This window comes from Microvirga splendida, assembly GCF_016427565.1.
GTDB classification, from domain to species: Bacteria; Pseudomonadota; Alphaproteobacteria; order Rhizobiales; family Beijerinckiaceae; genus Microvirga; species Microvirga splendida.
Genome location: NZ_JAELXT010000020.1, coordinates 1 through 16757, shown reverse-complemented (window position 1 = coordinate 16757; position 16757 = coordinate 1). Strand labels below are relative to the sequence as shown.

General features: G+C 61.8%; 10 protein-coding genes and 1 pseudogene. 4 read left to right on the top strand and 7 right to left on the bottom strand.

The features are described from left to right. Positions 1 to 95: 95 nt before the first annotated feature. The 5 genes from JAO75_RS16905 to JAO75_RS16885 form a co-directional block, all read right to left on the bottom strand. Entirely contained in the window at positions 96 to 5177 is a 5082-nt protein-coding gene (locus JAO75_RS16905) for a VCBS domain-containing protein (protein WP_199050311.1), read from the bottom strand. Positions 5178 to 5792: 615 nt separating this feature from the next. After that, positions 5793 to 6200, bottom strand: a complete 408-nt coding sequence (locus tag JAO75_RS16900) for a hypothetical protein (protein WP_199050310.1) — start codon at positions 6198 to 6200, stop codon at positions 5793 to 5795. 108 nt (positions 6201 to 6308) lie between these two features. Further along, positions 6309 to 9269: an FAD-binding and (Fe-S)-binding domain-containing protein gene (locus JAO75_RS16895; RefSeq protein ID WP_199050309.1), complete on the bottom strand. Its 2961-nt coding sequence runs from the start codon at positions 9267 to 9269 to the stop codon at positions 6309 to 6311. A gap of 30 nt (positions 9270 to 9299) precedes the next feature. After that, entirely contained in the window at positions 9300 to 10382 is a 1083-nt protein-coding gene (locus JAO75_RS16890) for an enolase C-terminal domain-like protein (RefSeq protein WP_343234642.1), read from the bottom strand. Between the two features lie 29 nt (positions 10383 to 10411). Beyond that, a complete protein-coding gene (locus JAO75_RS16885; protein WP_199050307.1) occupies positions 10412 to 12166 on the bottom strand; it encodes a thiamine pyrophosphate-dependent enzyme in 1755 nt (584 codons plus the stop codon). A 312-nt stretch (positions 12167 to 12478) separates the two neighbouring features. Between JAO75_RS16885 and JAO75_RS16880 the strand changes: the two genes are divergently transcribed. Further along, positions 12479 to 12922 (top strand): PPC domain-containing DNA-binding protein, encoded by a 444-nt coding sequence (locus JAO75_RS16880; RefSeq protein ID WP_199050306.1) that lies wholly within the window; start codon positions 12479 to 12481, stop codon positions 12920 to 12922. A gap of 284 nt (positions 12923 to 13206) precedes the next feature. Here the strand turns inward: JAO75_RS16880 and JAO75_RS16875 are convergent, their stop codons facing one another. Both JAO75_RS16875 and JAO75_RS16870 read right to left on the bottom strand, forming a co-directional pair. Further along, positions 13207 to 14601 carry a DUF2254 domain-containing protein gene (locus tag JAO75_RS16875; RefSeq protein ID WP_343234641.1) on the bottom strand — a complete coding sequence of 465 codons (1395 nt, stop codon included), beginning with the start codon at positions 14599 to 14601 and terminating at the stop codon, positions 13207 to 13209. 383 nt (positions 14602 to 14984) lie between these two features. Next, positions 14985 to 15437, bottom strand: coding sequence for a COG4315 family predicted lipoprotein (locus tag JAO75_RS16870; RefSeq protein ID WP_199050305.1), 453 nt, complete (start codon positions 15435 to 15437; stop codon positions 14985 to 14987). Positions 15438 to 15577: 140 nt separating this feature from the next. Between JAO75_RS16870 and JAO75_RS16865 the strand changes: the two genes are divergently transcribed. From JAO75_RS16865 to JAO75_RS24680, 3 genes and pseudogenes are all read left to right on the top strand, one after another. Next, on the top strand, positions 15578 to 15823 hold the full coding sequence (locus JAO75_RS16865) for a hypothetical protein (protein ID WP_199050304.1): 246 nt from the start codon (positions 15578 to 15580) through the stop codon (positions 15821 to 15823). 226 nt (positions 15824 to 16049) lie between these two features. After that, positions 16050 to 16442, top strand: a complete 393-nt coding sequence (locus JAO75_RS16860) for a hypothetical protein (protein WP_199050303.1) — start codon at positions 16050 to 16052, stop codon at positions 16440 to 16442. A gap of 79 nt (positions 16443 to 16521) precedes the next feature. Then, positions 16522 to 16757, top strand: a pseudogene (locus JAO75_RS24680) (hypothetical protein); the annotation flags it as partial.

Here is a 16757-nt window from a genome sequence, read left to right as displayed (position 1 = left end):
GAGGTGGCGTCGGACCATAAATTAGGATGCATGAAAATTCTGTCGCAGCAGGACACCAGGCCCGGGCAGGATCGCACCCCGCCGGGCCATGTGCCTTAAAGGATCACGTCGTTGAAGGTGAGCTTGCCGACCACTCGGATCTCGAATTCGGCTCGACCGTCACCGTCGGTGTCGCCCATCAGGATGCCCCGGTCGTAACGCAGCTCCCCTGCCCGCCCGGTGAAGCCGGCCGTCATGAAGTGGGAAGCCGCTTCGTCCGGGTGCAGGAACGGCACTTTCATGCCGGTCCAGCTGAAGGCCTGATTGCCCTTGAGTCGCTCGTTGGCATCAATGCCGCGCAGGTCGATCCGGTCCTGACCGGAGCGGAAATCGTAGATGACATCGCGCACGGAACCGAGCTTGCTCTCCTTGACCGAGTTAAAATCAAAGACGTCCCGGCCCGCACCGCCCCAGAGCTTGTCACGACCTAAGCCGCCGGTGAGCCAATCATTGCCACTATCGCCCTTCAGCGTATCACTGCCTGCCCCGCCATCGAGGCGGTCACGGCCTGAGCCACCGAGCAGCCGGTCGTGCCCGTTGCCGCCCCACAGGCGGTCGTTGCCGATACCACCCGAGACGGTGTCGTTGCCGTCATCGCCATAGAGCCGATCGTCACCGCCGAAGGAACCAACATAGTCGTTGCCGCCGCCGCCATGCAGAACGTCGTCGTCTGCCCCCAGCACCATGTGCTGGCTGGCGCTGTCGCCGAACACCACCTGAGAGCCTGCACCGCCCGTTACCTTGATGCTGCCGATAATGGCCGCAAACTCCACGTTCTGCAGTTGCAGGTGGGTCCCCGCAGGCAGGTCTTGAGCGTCGATAACGAGCGCCGTTGCCGGAGTGCCGGGACTGCCATTGCCGCTGATCACGAGGGGCTGACCAGGGGGCATCGTGCTACCAGCAGCCACGATCGGAACCAAGGTTTGCACGAGCAGCGGCGTGTTCGCCGGCAGGCCGCCGAGGAAGCCGGAGCCGCCTCCGGTGAGTTGGCCTTGGTCGGCTGATCCGGCAAGGCTGTGCGCCTTGATTTCGCGGATTAGGTCGGCAAGCGAGGTGCCGGCAGTCTTTGGAGCCGATGGGCCGCTCGCCTGCAGGCCAAAGCCCACCGGCACTTGCGCCTGAATGAGAATGGTCCCGCCGGACTTCGCCAACGGAATGTCGGAAGGGCCGCTGCCCGCCGTCATAATGGGGATGATGAGGGTCTGGCCCGTGCTGCCGTCCGGATAGACGATCGCTCCGGTCGACACCTCGACGCCGCCCATCAACGTGCCATCGCCTTTAACCTGCACGCGTACGGTCTTCACGGTGCCGTCGAGGGTCTCGACCGTGAAGGTCTCGGTGACGACCTCGCCGGACCGCAGGACCTTGGTCTTCTCGGCCTCATTGTCGAGCACATAGGTCCACTTGCCCTGAATGGCGTCGAAGGAGAAGGTGCCGTAGGCGCCTTGAACGTCGGCCTGAGCCTTGAAGCCGGCCTCACCCTCGTCCTCGTCAGCCACCGTCAGCATGCCGGTCGCGATCAGCGTGCCGTTCTCCGCAACCGATCCGGCATCCGTGCCGCCGACGACGGCGACGTCATTCACGGCGGACACGTGGAGATCGACGGTTCGCGCGTGGCTCAGCGCGCCGCCTGAACCCGTATTGCCCGCATCATCGATCGAGACCGTCAGGATCCGCGTTCCATGGTCGTTCGCGGCGGGGGTATAGATCACGCCGCTCGCCGCGATGAATGCGTTGATGTCCGCGACGCTACCCGTCAGCGTCAAGGCAGAAGACGTCCCGCCGATGATGACGCCCGATCGACTGGTGGCGGACAGGGAACCCGCCGGAATGCTCAGGGTCACGACCACCGGGGCCGATCCGGCATCGATGTCCGCGAAGCTGATGCCGATCAGCGCGGTCGCCGTATCCTCGATCACCGCGATACTGCCCGGTGATGCAGCAAAGGGAGCGTCGTTCACCGCCGAGACGTCGAGGTTTACCGTTTTCGTATCGTTCAGCGGCCCTCCCGAGCCGGAGTTCCCGCTATCGTTGATGGAGACGGTAAGCACATAGGTGCCTGTGCCATTGGCCGGAGGGGCATAGGTGACGTTGCTTGCGGCGATGAAGGCATTGATGTCGGCAAGGGTGCCCGTCAGGGTCAGGGACGACGCCGTTCCGCCAGCCGTGACACCCCCACTGGTGGTGGCCGACAGCGAACCCGCGGGCACAGACAGGGTGACTGTTACGGCAGCAGATCCCGCATCAATGTCGGAGAAGGTGATGCCCGTCAGCGCCGTCGTCGTATCTTCCGTTACGGAAATGCTGGCCGGCACGGTCGCTACAGGGGCGTCGTTCACGGCGGCGATCTCGAGATCGACCGTGTGGGTATGGGTCCGGGCACCGCCCGAACCCGTGTTGCCGCCATCGTTGACCGAAACCGTCAGGACTCGCGTGCCCGAGTCGTTGAGGGACGGCACGTAGGTGACGTGGCTTGCGGCAATGAAGGCATTGATATTAGCGGTGGTCCCGGTCAGCGTGAGGACCGAGGCCGTTCCATCAATCGTGACGCCCGCGCCGGAGGTGGCTGACAGGGAGCCCCCGGAGATGCTCAGGGTCACGGTGACATCCCCCGCCCCCGCATCAATGTCAGAGACGGTGATGCCCGTCAGCGCGGCCGGCGTGTTCTCCGTCATCGCGATGCTGCCCGGCCCGGTGACGACGGGCGCATCGTTGACAGCCGCAATGGTCAGGGCAACCGTCTTGGTATCGGTCTGCGCACCACCGCTGCCGGCATTGCCGCCGTCATCGATCGAGACGGTCAGCACGCGACTCCCCGTGCCGTTCGCATCAGACGTATAGGTGACCTTGCTGGCGGCGATAAAAGCGTTGATGTCGGCGATGGATCCAGTCAGCGTCAGGGCCGAGGCGGTCCCACCCACTGTGACATTGGCACCGCTGGTGGCGGCCAGCGACCCAGCCGCGATGCTGAGGGTCACCGTCACGTTCGCCGAGCCGGCATCCACATCCCAGAAGGTGATGCCCGTCAAAGCGGTGGCCGCGTCTTCCGTCACCGCGATGCCCCCCGGCACGGTGACGACCGGCGCGTCGTTGACGGTCGAGATGTTCAAGGCAACCGTCTTGGTATCGCTCAGGCCGCCGCCGCCGCCCGCGTTGCCATTGTCGTTGATGGAGATGGTCAGGGCCCTCGACGCCGTATCATCGTGGACCGGGATATAGGTGACGTTGCCGGCGGCGATGAAGGCGTTGATGCCAGCGACCGTGCCCGTCAGGGTCAGGGCGGAGGCGGTGCCTCCGACAGACACCCCCGCGCCGCTGACCGCCCCCAGTGTTCCGACCGGAATGCTGAAGGTCACCGTCACGTTGCCGGGACCTGCATCCTTGTCCGAGAAGCTGATCCCAACCAGGGCCGTGGCTGTGTCTTCCGTCACCGCGATGCTGCCCGGCACAATGGCAACGGGAGCATCATTGATGCTTGTGACGCCCAGACCGACCGTATCTGTCAGGGTGCTGAACGGAGAGGTTCCACCAGTGCCGGTGGCTCCAATGTTGGTCGTGCCCCCGTTGCTGCCGGTCGACTGATCCCAGGCGCGGATGGTGAGGCCCACCGGAACCGTGCCGTTGAAGTCGGCGTTCGGCTCGAAGTAGAGCCGTGTCGCTCCATCGGCGGCAAGGAGCCTTGCGGCGTTTTGCGAGGGCGTGCCGAGAGCCGACCAGGAGGCGCCCCCGTTGATGGAGAACCACCATGTGCCGTTCGAGGCATCGGCTCCGACGATGGCGATGCCACGGCTGGAGGCGGTGTCCACGTCCGAGATGCCACCGGCCAGATCGGAGACCAGAAGCCCCATCGCCTGCCCGGCTGCCGGCGGACCCGCATCCTCCGCGACCGTCAGGGACAGATTCCGGTCGGCAAGCTGCGGTGCGTCGTTGGCCGGGGACACGTTGACCGTGATGGTGCCATTGGCGGGTCCTGATCCGGCAGCATCGCGGATCTGCGTCGCGATCGAAACCGGCTTGTCCCAGTTGGGGGCAGGCGTGAATGTGACTGCGGCCAAGGCTGCATTCACGTCTGCAACCGATCCACTCACCCTCCACACGCCCATGACAGAATCGTAGGTCGGCGTAGCCGAGCCGAAGGATCCCACCGACAGAGCGCCCGCAACGGGTTGGCTCAGCGTCAGCGTCGCGGTGACCGTATCTCCAACATCGGCATCCGCCACGACGATATCGCCGAGCGCGACCGCTCCGCCATCCTCGACGGCGGCGATGACCTGCGTCAGGTTCGAGGCCGTCGGCGCATCGTTGACGCCCTCAACCGTGATGGTCGTCATGGCTGTATCGAAGCGCCCTGTTGAATCCGTCACCGTATACTGGAACGACGTGGTGCGGGTCTGACCCGCCGCCAGATCGGCGAAATCGCCGCCATCGGAGAATTGTAGGGTGCCGTCCGCATTCAGCAGAACGCGTCCGCCGCCGGATAGATCGGTCCAGCGGCCGACATCGGCCGCCTCTCCATTGAGGTGCGTGGTGGTTTGAGGATCGACAACACCGAGCGGACCTCCATTGTCGAGATCCTTGTCGTTCGCAAGAACGCTCTTCCCTGCCAACGCAACGCCGGCCTTGGTGCTGAATGCGTCGTCCACGGCATCCGGGTTATCTTCAAGGCGATTGTCGTAGAAGACCGTCTGATCGACCTTGGTTCCGGGCTGAAAGCCCATGAAGAACCAATTGTAGGTTAATGTCTTCGTCGAAGCATTGTAAGTCGGCGCATATACAGCATTGACCCCGTTCATCGATCCCTGATCGGTGATTGTGCCAGGGGCGACGCCTGTGGGAGCCAAGCCTTCGATCTTGATGGTGAACCCAGCGGGTTGTGCGGTTCCCTCGAATTGGGCAAAGACCTGATTGCCGGAAATGTCGATGGTCATCGTCCCGCTCAGAAGCCCGTTGGGGCCCTGCACCGGCTCCATATCAAGATCGCCGTCTGTATCCGACAGGATTCTAGCCGATAAGGGTACGACGAGTTCAGGCCCGGCTCCGACGACCACCGACGTGAATTCGTAGGGAGCCTCATAGACGAACCATCCCTGCAAGGAGAACGTGATCTTGACCTGAATTCCCTCGAGACTGCCTACCATGTCATGCCCCCTCGCCGACCCAGAACTGACGAATGGATCTGACGTGCCGTCCCGCGGCGCCACTGGCCGCTGTTGTGAAGAACCGTGGCACTTCTCAAAGCCGGCCACCTGAGGGTGAGCACTACTAAGAATATTGCCCTAGATGTCGAGTTCAATTACTGCAAGATGAGATTTTATTAACCAATGTTACCTTACGGCAACACGCCTGCCGAACTCGCCTTTGAAAACCTAACTCTGTCACAGTCAATGTAGTTGGTGACAGAAGCCCAACTGACGAACTCCTTCGAGCGCCAGCGATCGCAATCTACCACCGACTTGCCATGTCGGCTCTTCCCGGGCGATTTGAAACGCTGCCACTTGCGCTCGCGTCGCACCACTTGATGCGAGTTCTTGGCTCGATTGTTCTTACGTAAATCCTGCTTGTGGCTTGGTGACAGACGCAACTCCTGTCGATCTGCTGACAGGCGAACAGGTAAAGTCATCACTGAAAGCGTAGATGCCCGCTCAGGATCAGGCTCGAAAGTCCGCACCTCTTTCAGAATGTCCGCTTTGGCGCGACAGGCTGACAAGAGGCCTGGACGAGTGAGCTCGCTTGCAATCTGGAGCGTTGTTGCTTCAGCCCGACCGAGCGCCTAAACCTAGAACCGAGATGTCTCCGGTCACAATCGCAATCACAACGAGAGCGAGGAGCAGAATGTCCAGTACGCCTTGCAGGAGTGGAGTGGGCTCTCCGATGACCGATGTCAGAGCCCGGCGGCCAAGGAATGCGTCAGCAACAGCCAGTAGAACGACATTGATGGCAGCGCTCCCAAGTACATTGTTGATCGCCAGCGGAGCATTGCCCGCGAATGAAGCGGTGGTGACCGTGGCAAGCTCAGGCAGCGAGGTGATGCCACCTAAGAGTAACAGGCCCACAAAGCCACTGCCCAACCCGCTCAACCTCGATATTTCATCTAAGTAGCCGCTGAGCCTCGTTCCAGCGCTCCAAACGAAGGCGGCAGCAACAACGAAGGCAGCAATCACAATCCAAGTGAATATTGTTGGAAGTTCAGCAATGCCCGACTCCCTATGGGGACACTCTTCATTCCGGGAAAGACGGATCGCTTGGCGTCGGCCTAGCACCTGATGAAGTTACCGAGCCAGCAAATTGTTGACCACTTCAGCGATGTGCAGCGTCCTCCGTCCTGTGCCCTGCTCGATTTGCTCACGACAGCTGAAGCCGTTTGCGAGGATGAGCACATCCTCGTCCGCCGCGCGAACCATCGGCAGGAGCACACGCTCGCCGACTGCAAGCCCGACATCGTGGGTTTCCGCAGAAAATCCAAAGGCTCCCGCCATGCCGCAGCACCCGGATGGCATGATCTCGTAGTCAAGCCCAAGCGCATCGAGCAGGCGGCGCTCGCCCTCCTTATGAATGACGGCATGATGGTTGCAGTGGATCTGGACCAAGGCCCTGTGTCCAGTCCTGGGAATGTTCAGCCCGTCCGCCTTCTTGCTCAGGAAATCGCTGAAGAAGGTGGTTTGTGAACTCAACTGTTGCGCCTGCCGGTCTTCCGGAAAGAGGCCGAGGAGTTCGTCTTTGAATGCTGTCACGCAGGCGGGTTCGAGACCGATGACAGGCGTTCCTGAAGCGATATCGGGGCCCAGAACTCGCATGGTCTGGCGCCACAGGCGCTTCGCCGATGTCAGCATACCCTGGTCGTAAAGGGGCCTGCCACAGCAGAGGGGGCGCCTGGGGATCGTGACCTCATATCCGGCGGCTTCGAGAGCCTGAGTGGCCGCAATCGCGGTCTCAGGACGGAAGAAGTTGCTGAAGGTATCAGGCCACAGCAGGACCCGCCTTCCGCCCGTGGCCTGTCGACCGCGCTGCCTGAACCACTCCGTGAAGGTCTGGTGCGCCAATCGCGGTAGGGTGCGTTGCTGGGCAATCCCGCCCACAGCCTTGGTGACATTGCGGACCAGCGGGACCTGGGTTGTGAAATTGGCCAGGAGCGGAGCCTTCGCTCCGAACCGCGCCCACCAGTAAATCAAACCCATGGAATAGGCTGAACGGGGACGAAGACGGCGCTTATAATAATGAGCGCGGAATTCGGCCTTGTAAGTCGCCATGTCGACGCTCACGGGGCAATCGCTCTTGCATCCCTTGCAGGCGAGGCAGAGCTTGAGAGCCCCCTCGACCTCGTCGCTTCTCCAGCCGTCGTTGATGGCCCCACCATGCAGCATTTCAAAGAGCATACGGGCGCGCCCGCGGGTCGAGTGCTTTTCCTCGAGCGTCACGAGATAGCTCGGGCACATGACTTGGTCTTTGCTATCGTGGCGACGGCACTTGCCCACGCCGACGCACCGCTCAACCGCTCCGCGGAAGCCGCCCTCCTCCTCAAAATGGAAGTGGGTTTTCTGACTGGGCGGGTCGTAGCTCGGACCCAGCCGGAGATTGGAGGTGATCGGATATGGATCGACGATCTTTCCAGGATTCATCATGCCATGAGGATCCCAGATCATCTTGAACTCGCGGAAGGCCTGGATCAGTTCCGGGCCGTACATCTTTTCGAGAAGCGCGGCGCGGGATTGCCCATCCCCATGCTCCCCTGAGAGGGAGCCGCCATAGCGCACCACGAGATCCGCCGCCTCCTCCAGAAACCGCCGCCAGGTCTCAATGCCCTGTTCCGATTTGAGATCGAAGCTGACACGGCAATGAACAAGGCCGTCGCCAAAGTGGCCGTACATGGGAGAGACATAGCCGTACCTGTCGAAAAGAGCTTTCAGATCGCGCAGGTAGTCTCCGAGACGCTCCGGCGCGACGGCCGTATCCTCCCAGCCCTCCCAGGTCTCGGGTCGGTCCGGAACATAGGCGCTGCCAGGCAGTCCCGCCCGGCGCACGGCCCAGATCCGCTCTTCGGCCTCATTACGTCGTATCAGCTTGGCTTCCGCATGAGGCTTCGCGTCGAAGATCTCGATAAGCTGCCTGCCCTTCCCGACCGCCTCCTCCTCGGTGTCGCCGCCGAACTCGATGACGAGCCAATCGCAGCCTTCGGGCAGTAGACGCATGTCGCTCTCATGCAAGTGTTTACGCATCATCGAGTCAACGAGGAAATGGTCGATGCCCTCGATTGCCAGGGGCTTGTGTTCCAGGATCAGCGGAACCGCGTCCGCAGCTTGGAAGATATCCGCAAAGCCGACGATAACCAGGATGCGCTCCGGAGGACTCGGGATCAGCCTCAGCGTGGCCTCCAGGATAGTGACGCAGGTGCCCTCCGTTCCGACCAGCGCCTTTGCGACGTCGAAACCGTTCTCCGGGAGCAGCTTGTCGAGATCGGCGTATCCGGAAACTCTACGTGGGATCCTCGGGAAACGCTCGCGGATCAGCTCTGCGTACTTATGACGGAATGTATCCAGCTTGCGATAGATCTCGGCCCGTCGCCCGCCGGCTGCGAGAATGGACCGCAATTCAGCGTCGCCTGTCCGGCCGACCTGCAAGCGCAGACCGTCGTACGTCAGAATGTCGAGAGCCGCCACATTGTCCGCGGTTCGCCCGGCCTGGACCGAATGCACACCGCACGAATTGTTGCCAATCATGCCGCCCAGGGTGTTGTGGCTGTGAGTGGCGGGATCAGGGCCGAAGGTCAGATGGTGGCGCTCGGCGGCATCGCGCAAGTGGTCGAGAACGCAGCCCGGCTCGACCCGGGCGCGGCGCTTTCCGGGATCGATCTCCAGAATGCGACCGAGGTATTTGGAGAAGTCGATCACCACTGCCGTGTTGCAGGTCTGCCCGGCAAGGCTCGTGCCGCCGCCGCGGCTCACCAGCGGGGCACGGTGCTTACGGCAAACCTCGACCGTCCGGACCACATCCTCCGCCGATTCCGGGATCACCACACCTAAGGGAACTTGGCGGTAATTTGAGGAGTCTGTGGCATAGAGCGCACGGTCACCATCCGTGAAGCGAACTTCTCCATCAACGGCACGGACTAAGTCCTGCGCCAGGGCATCCCGATCGGGCGCTTGCGTCCATGCTTCCCGGATCCGGCCGTTCGATCCACGCTCCTCACGCCGGGAATGATAGTGCCCGTTGTCTGTTCTCAGACGATCTGACAAAAGGGCCTCCTTTCCATACCGCGCTCGGACTCATGCAGCAAACTGCTCCGCGTCCGCGTGCCTGAAGGTGAGACCATGACCCGGCTGCGACAAATCCGGTCGGATGGTCCCATTCCGGAGGACAGGTGCGCCGTCGAAGAGCATCTGCTCGATCCGAACGTGATCGTGGAACCATTCCACATGCCGGAGGCGTGGCGCAGCGCAGCAGACCGGAAGATGGAGTGCCGGAGCCGTATGCGCCGACAGCGCCATCGGCTGCGCGTCGGCGAGAGCTGCCGCCTTCAGGAAGCCTGTGTAGCCGCAGCAGCGGGTTGCATCGGCCTGGACTACATCGACGGCACCAGCATCCATCATACGTTTGAAGTAGAAAGAGTCGTAGCCGTATTCACCGGCCGCGATCTCGACCGGAGGTGGAGCACGATCCCGTAGCAGGCGCAGTCCCTCAAGATCGTCGCTCGACACCGGCTCCTCAAACCAGATGACGCCGAGTTCCGCCCCCAACTCCGCGAACAGCAAGCCGTCCTTCCGGTCAAAGGCTCCGTTTGCGTCGATCATCAGAGCGGCGGCGCCAATAGCTTCCCTCGCGGCCTCCATGCGCCTCCGGTCCTCACCCGGGTTGCTGCCGATCTTCATCTTGACGAAGCGGCACCCGTTCTCATGAACCCAGGAGCCAAATTGCTCGCGCAGGCGCTCATCGGAGTAAGTGGTGAAACCGCCGCTGCCGTAGACAGGGACGGAGTCTCGGGCCATTCCAAACAATTGCGTGAGAGAAATCCCGAGGAGCCGGGCCTTGAGATCCCACAACGCAACATCGATCGCTGCGATCGCACTGGCGGCTACTCCCCGCGAGCCGATGTTCCGCACTTGCGCGACCATTGCATTCCAGATGCGCGGGATCGCGAATGCATCTTCATGCATGACGATGGGCGCCAGCGTCGAGGCGATCAGCGGCACCACCGCTATGCTCGAGTAGGTGTAGCCCAGCCCGGTCACGCCTCCGGCCGTCACTTCGGCGACAACGAGCGTCGTCCGCTCCCAGGCGAAGGTCCCATCGGCCTCGGGGGCATCGGTCGGGATCCGGTAAGCCCGGACCTTTACCTCCTTGATCGGCACTTCTGCCCGAGGCATCATGCGCCTCCGTCTTAGATGATCTCGCGCACCGTGTTGGATGCGACGGTCAGCGCGATCTTGGAAGCATTCGGTGTTCCGCTCGCGAGAGACTGGGCGAACTTTGCTGCCTGCTTTGCATCCACCTTCGGTGGCATGGGCGGCTCGTGGGGATCGACCACAGCTTCGATCAGCACGGGTCCGGGAGTTGCGAGGGCCTGCTGTAGGATCGCGCCGCATTGCTGCGGATCCTCAATGGTGAACGCCTGAAAGCCGAACCCTCTGGCAATCGTGTTGAAGTCGACCGGCTGCAGTTCGCAGGCATATTCCGGATTGCCGAGAAAAACCATCTGCTCCCACTTGATCTGCCCGAGCGTGTTGTTCTTGATGACGATGATCTTGACGTCGAGATTATACTTCACAGCAGTCGCCAGCTCGCAGCACAGCATCGTGAGACCGCCATCGCCCACGAAAGCGACCACCTGGCGTCCCGGATAGGCCACTGCCGCCGCATTGGCGTATGGCAACCCACAGGCCATGGTGGCGAGATTACCCGAGCACGAGAACATCATGTTGCCGCGAATATCCACGTGGCGTGCGATCCAGCTGGTGATGGTGCCGGAATCCGTTGCCAGAATGGCATCATCTGACAGGAGCTTGTTAAGTTCGTGCGCCACAACTTGCGGCTTCATCGGCGTATCGGTCCTTGTGCCGCGCTCGCTCATCAGCTCGCGCCAATCCTGCATGCCACTCTGAGCTGTTTCCAGGAACGACCGGTCCTGATGGTAATCAAGCCGAGGCAGCAGCAGCTGCAATACCCGCGCCGAGTCGCCGACGAGCGCGGCATCGACCGGATAGCGGAGGGACACCCGCTTCGGATCGAGCTCGATTTGAACGCACTGCGCCTGGCCGGGCTTGGGATAATACTCGATGTATGGAAAGCTCGAACCGATGATGAGCAGCGTGTCGCAGTCCTCAAGCGCCTCCTGAGACGGGCGGGTTCCGAGGAGGCCTGTTCCGCCGGTCGTGAGCGGGTGCTCATCCGGCACAACCCCTTTTCCGAGGAGAGGTTTCGCAATCGGAGCTCCAAGGCGCTCGGCCACCGCGATCACCTCATCCCGGGCATGCAGGGCGCCTCGCCCGGCAAGAACGACGATCTTGCGGCCCTCGTTGAGGATGGCGGCAGCCCGTGCGAGCTGGTCTTCGGCCGGAACATGCGCGCTTTCGGCCATCAGGTCGGATACGTGGTTCGGCAGATTGCGCTTGGAGCGTTTGCCGGACGAGACCGACTGCGACTGCATGTCGACCGACATAGTGATGTGGGCGACGCCCCGATAGGCGAGCGCCGTGCGGCAGGCGAGCTCCGTTACGTTTTCCACGTGAGTGGGGCCCATGATGCGCGAGTTGTAGACGCACACGTCCATGAAGAGCTTATCGAGCTCGACGTCCTGCTGAGTGTAGGTGTGCAGCAGATCATGGAACTGCAGACCCGTAATGGCGAGCACCGGCTGCCCATCGAGCTTGGCGTCGTAGAGACCGTTCAGGAGATGAATCCCACCAGGACCGGACGTTGCAAGGCAGACGCCGAGCCGGCCCGTGTATTTGGCGTAGGCGCATGCCATGAAGGCTGCCGCTTCCTCATGCCTGACCTGAATGAAGCGGATCTCGTCCTTCTTCTGGCGGAGCGACTCGATAATCCCGTTGATGCCGTCACCCGGAATCCCGAAGATCGTGTCGACACCCCAATCGATGAGGGTATCGACGAGCACGTCAGCAGCGGTTGTGGCCATGGCATCTGTCCCTTTTCAGCGCGACGTCGCGGGCACGCCAAGGGTGTCACGCGACCGCAGCGTTATGGACCCCTAACCCGTCTGCATCCTTGCCGTTCCGGGTACTGTACGGTGGAGAACAGAGAAACGCTTCGTGGCGCATGACGACCGGAACCCGGTCGTAGCTCTCTCGTTGATCCCGTTGAGCTTAGCCGCTACGTCAAAGGAACCGCATCTCCCGTGTCTCGATCATGATGCCACGAGCGATCGCGGGCTTCCGCGGGACGAGGATTAGCCCGCTTTCGGAAGCGTCCAGATCATGTGAGGAATGGCATGAAAAGTCAGATCATCCACGATGCTCACGGCCTCCGGACCTTCGTCGCAGTTCTCGATATCGGCGACGAGGTCACCTCATGCCTTCAGCAGCTTGCGGAGACTGAAGGGTTTACAGCCGCTCAGATCACAGCCATTGGCGCCTTCAAGGATGCAGTCCTGACCTACTGGGACTGGGACACCAAAGCCTATCAGGAAATTCCTGTCCGGGAGCAGGTGGAGGTTCTCTCACTCAACGGCGACATCGCACTGGACGACACTGGAAAGCCGAAACTTCACCTGCACACCGTGCTTGGCCGTCGGGATGGAGCCGCGATGGGCGGTCACCTGAAGGAGGCGCACGTTCGCCCGACGCTTGAGGTGATCATAACTGAGATGCCGGCCCACCTGCATCGCAAGGAAGATCCTGAGACCGGCCTGCCGCTGATTGCTCTTCAGAAATAGACCGGAGCAGTGCGAGAGCCGATTCTGGTGATGGGCTGAGGCATTGTATTCGGAATCCCGAGCATTCGTGCCAATGGACCACCTTAAGCGCCTGTAATTGTTGTCGATGTGAACTCGTGCAGTTTGCCGTTGGTCCGCAGAGATCTGGGGGCCTGTAGCTGGATTGCGGCAACTACCGGCTAATTCCCAGTACAGAATGGCCCGCTCGTGTGGGTATACCGGAGCGGCTTCATTTGCCTTCTATTACTGTACTGGCTTCCACGATGATGGTCGATTGGTGGTGATCAACGAGGCGTCGGTCCGCAACCAAAATCGGTCTCTCTACGATTGACCAGGAACTCGCCACTTCGCGAACCGTGCTGGTACGCCTTGTAGACCGCTGCCTTGTCCGCATCGTAAGGCAAGGCCTCCTGGCTGAATCGGAAAGTGGCCTCATGAACATCAGACAGGGCCTGCCGCTGGTCTGGCGGTGCCTTCGCCCGCAACCGGAAGAGTGCCGCAAGAATGCGGCTGACGACGTCGGCATCGGACCCTGCATAGCGGGCGAGCGCCGAGAAGGCGGAACAGACCAGCTCGTCAAACCTGACGACCTCCACGACAACACGCAGCCGGCCGGTCTGGTCATACCGCGCCGGTGAAGGAGGATTCCGTTGGGCAAGGTACCCGAACGCCTCCTCCAGGCGATCAATGCAATAGAGGGCCGTAGTCGGGTCATTGATACCTGGCGACAATGCCCGCTGAGCAATCTCGACAATACGTCGGATGGAGAATTCCAAGTCTTGCGTTGGCGTCCGGTCGTCACCAATAACAGCCACCTGCCGAAGCTTGCCGAGAGTCTCGTCGGAAATGCAGTGGTCGGAGAATGTCGTAAGCACGGCATCATGCGCTGCTACGAAGCTGCCCGGCGGCGCCTCGATGCGCACGATCAGGTCATGCTCAATGGCAAGCTGCATGAGCAGGTCACCGTCGATGTGCTGAACGTACCCGCTCGACGGTGCGCTGATTGGTTGTGCATTGCCGCCGAAGTCGTGCAGGCTGATCTGCTCGATTCGGCCGCTCGCGTGCGCCGGGGGCTCATCGCCCATCTCCGAAGGAAAAAGCCGGTCGATGGCACAGCGCGCGTCCGACGCGAGCTGCGCCAGTAGTGTTTCAATCCGGATTGAGGTCGCCGTGTGATGGATGAAGAATATCAGAACGGCGATGCTCGCAATCGCCAGGATGACCCCGAACGCAACGGAGAGATGAGGCACGAAGCTGGACTCGTCGGTGCCGCGGACGGTTCGCAGCACCAGAAGGCAGTAGATGAACGTCGAGATGAAGGTACCAAGAACAACCTGGTTGCCGCGGTCACGCATGAAGTTGCGCAGAAGCCGCGGACCGAACTGCGACGACGCGAGCTGGAGGGTGAGCATGGTGATTGAAAAGGTCAGCCCCGCCACCGTGATCATGGAGCCTGCAATGGCGGAGAGAATGGCCCGGGCGCCTTCCGGTCCGAAGGTATAGAGCCAGCCGAGCTGCTGGACCAGCTTGGTGCCCACCCAGGTGTCGACCTGGATGAGAAGAAAAGACAGTCCGGTGGCCACAACCGCCAAAGTCGACGGCAAGAACCAGAAGCTGGTGCGCAGCCGATCCCAGCGATTCATCAGCCAATGAGCGGTAAAGAACTGACCGATTGCCACCTCCCTATTCCTGGGGCTCCGGCTATTTGATTCTGCCGGCTTTAGACAACCACTGGCTCTGGAACCAGTTCGGCCATGAAATGGCTTGCCTACCGTAGCGGGTCACTGGGGCGGCCGCAGCAGGCCCGGCAGACAGGGGCTGAATCGGCCGTCTCGAACATAGGGAGCATGTCCGGGCCGGAGACGACGCCAGGATCATTGGAGCCATCATGATGGCTGACAGAAGAGCTCCGACCCCATCCTCATGAGCAGCGCCCTGAAAGCCGCACAGGATGCCGAGCCAGAACTCCGGCGGAGTTTTTGCTTCCCAGCGGCCGAACCCCAGGCCGCCCAGCGGCGATGATGGGGCCCAGGACGCTGCGCGATTACGTGCCGTGCGTTGGTCAACTCTTCTTTTCTTTCTCGATCTTCTGACCTGCGGGCGAAACGAGATACCACTCGCCGAACTGATCATGCACGTCCTGCCCGGTGGCGGTGCCGGATCCCTGATCCTTGGCATAGTAGTAGAGCGGCATGCCGTTGTAGGTCACCTGCGTCTGGCCGCCTTTGCGTTCGACTGTGCCGACGAGCGCGTCCTTCACCGCCTGTTCCGTCTGGGGCTTGCCGCTGGTCAGCATCGGCGGCCAGACGGCCGCGCAGGCATCATAGCAGGTGCTTTCGCCCTTCGGGTCCTTCTCGAACATGTACAGGGCGCGGCCGTCCGCATCGACAAGATATTCGCCGTAAGGCTGCTGCCTCTCGGCCTGAAGTTTGGCTGCGGCTGAGGTCTGCGCCAGCACGGGACCCATGAGCACGGCGGCCGCGGCAAGCGCCAAAACAGTGGTGGTCCTGAGCATCTCTTCCTCCTCCGACAGCCCGAGATTGGGCAAGAACCGGTTCAAAGGGGCCAATCCGGGCACGCCGCAGGGTGTTCCAGTCCTGCGGGCGAGCATGGTGCGGCAGCGAACCGATGGCTGGGAGGAGATCCCAGCGGCTTTTGGCCCGGCGCAAAGTCGGTGCGGGCGCGTCCCTCTCCCAGGTTGCCACCGCGACCGCTCTGGCCGTTCCCGTGGCCGTCACCCCGATGCGGGCGGACGTGATTGCCAAGGATGAGGGACTGGACGAGAAGGAGCGCTGGACCATCGGCAAGCGCTACGATGATCTCGACAATGCGTATGACGCATCAAGCATCATCCCGAGCGAAGAGGCTCCCGCGAACCCGTCTACAGCCTGCCAAATCTAGGTTCTGCAGCGTACCGGCAGAACGCTGCCGCCAGAACCCGCGCGACAGTCCATCGTTTGCGCCTAGTGGCAGCAGCGTCGCTGGCCACCACGTGCCGTCGCACGCTCTTCCGACAACCCCGCTCATTTTCCTGGCAGGGTTCTCTCCGAGGAGATCAGGCAATGGCGGTTCAAACCGATATGGCCATGCCGCGCACGAACGCCACTCGCACCCGAAGGAGAAGGACATGAAACGGATCATCACTGGACTGCTCGGCGGCGTGGCCATGCTCGGCATGGTCTCGGTGGCGCACGCACAGTTCGGGTTCGGCCTGTTCGACGCCAACCGGGATACCTTCGTCAACCCGGTGGAGTTCGGCACCGGACTGGACAGGGGCGGTCTCTTCGGCGGCGACGGGCTGTTCGATTTCTTCGACAATGACGATGACGGCTTTCTCGGCTTGAACGAGATCGAAGACCGGGACGAAGTCTATTTCACGTCCTACGACGCGAACCGGGACGGCTACCTCGGCCGAAACGAGTACTACCGCGGCATGTTCGACGTGTACGACGCGAACAACGACTTCCTGCTCGACAACAACGAGTTCGGCCTCTTCGGCTCCGACCTCGGCCTGTTCTGATCGGGGCGTCTTAGTCGGCATGGGAGAGACCACCGCGCGCCCGATGGTGCGCGGTGTCATCGCGCAGCAGGAGAGAGCCATGCGCCTTTTCGGATCCGGACGATCAGATCCTCCAAGCCATGCGCAAGCGCCGCCCGCAGCTCCCGAAGCTCCGGCCGCATCTGCCAATCCTGTTTCTCCTGCTGCGGAGGAAGGTGATATCCGCACTGCCGAGAGTATCGCTGCTCCCCGGACGTCACCGCCGCCGGAATGGACCTCTTGGTCGTGGTTCATCCAGCGCATTCTCGCCCTGGTGGGCATCGTCTCCCTCACCTA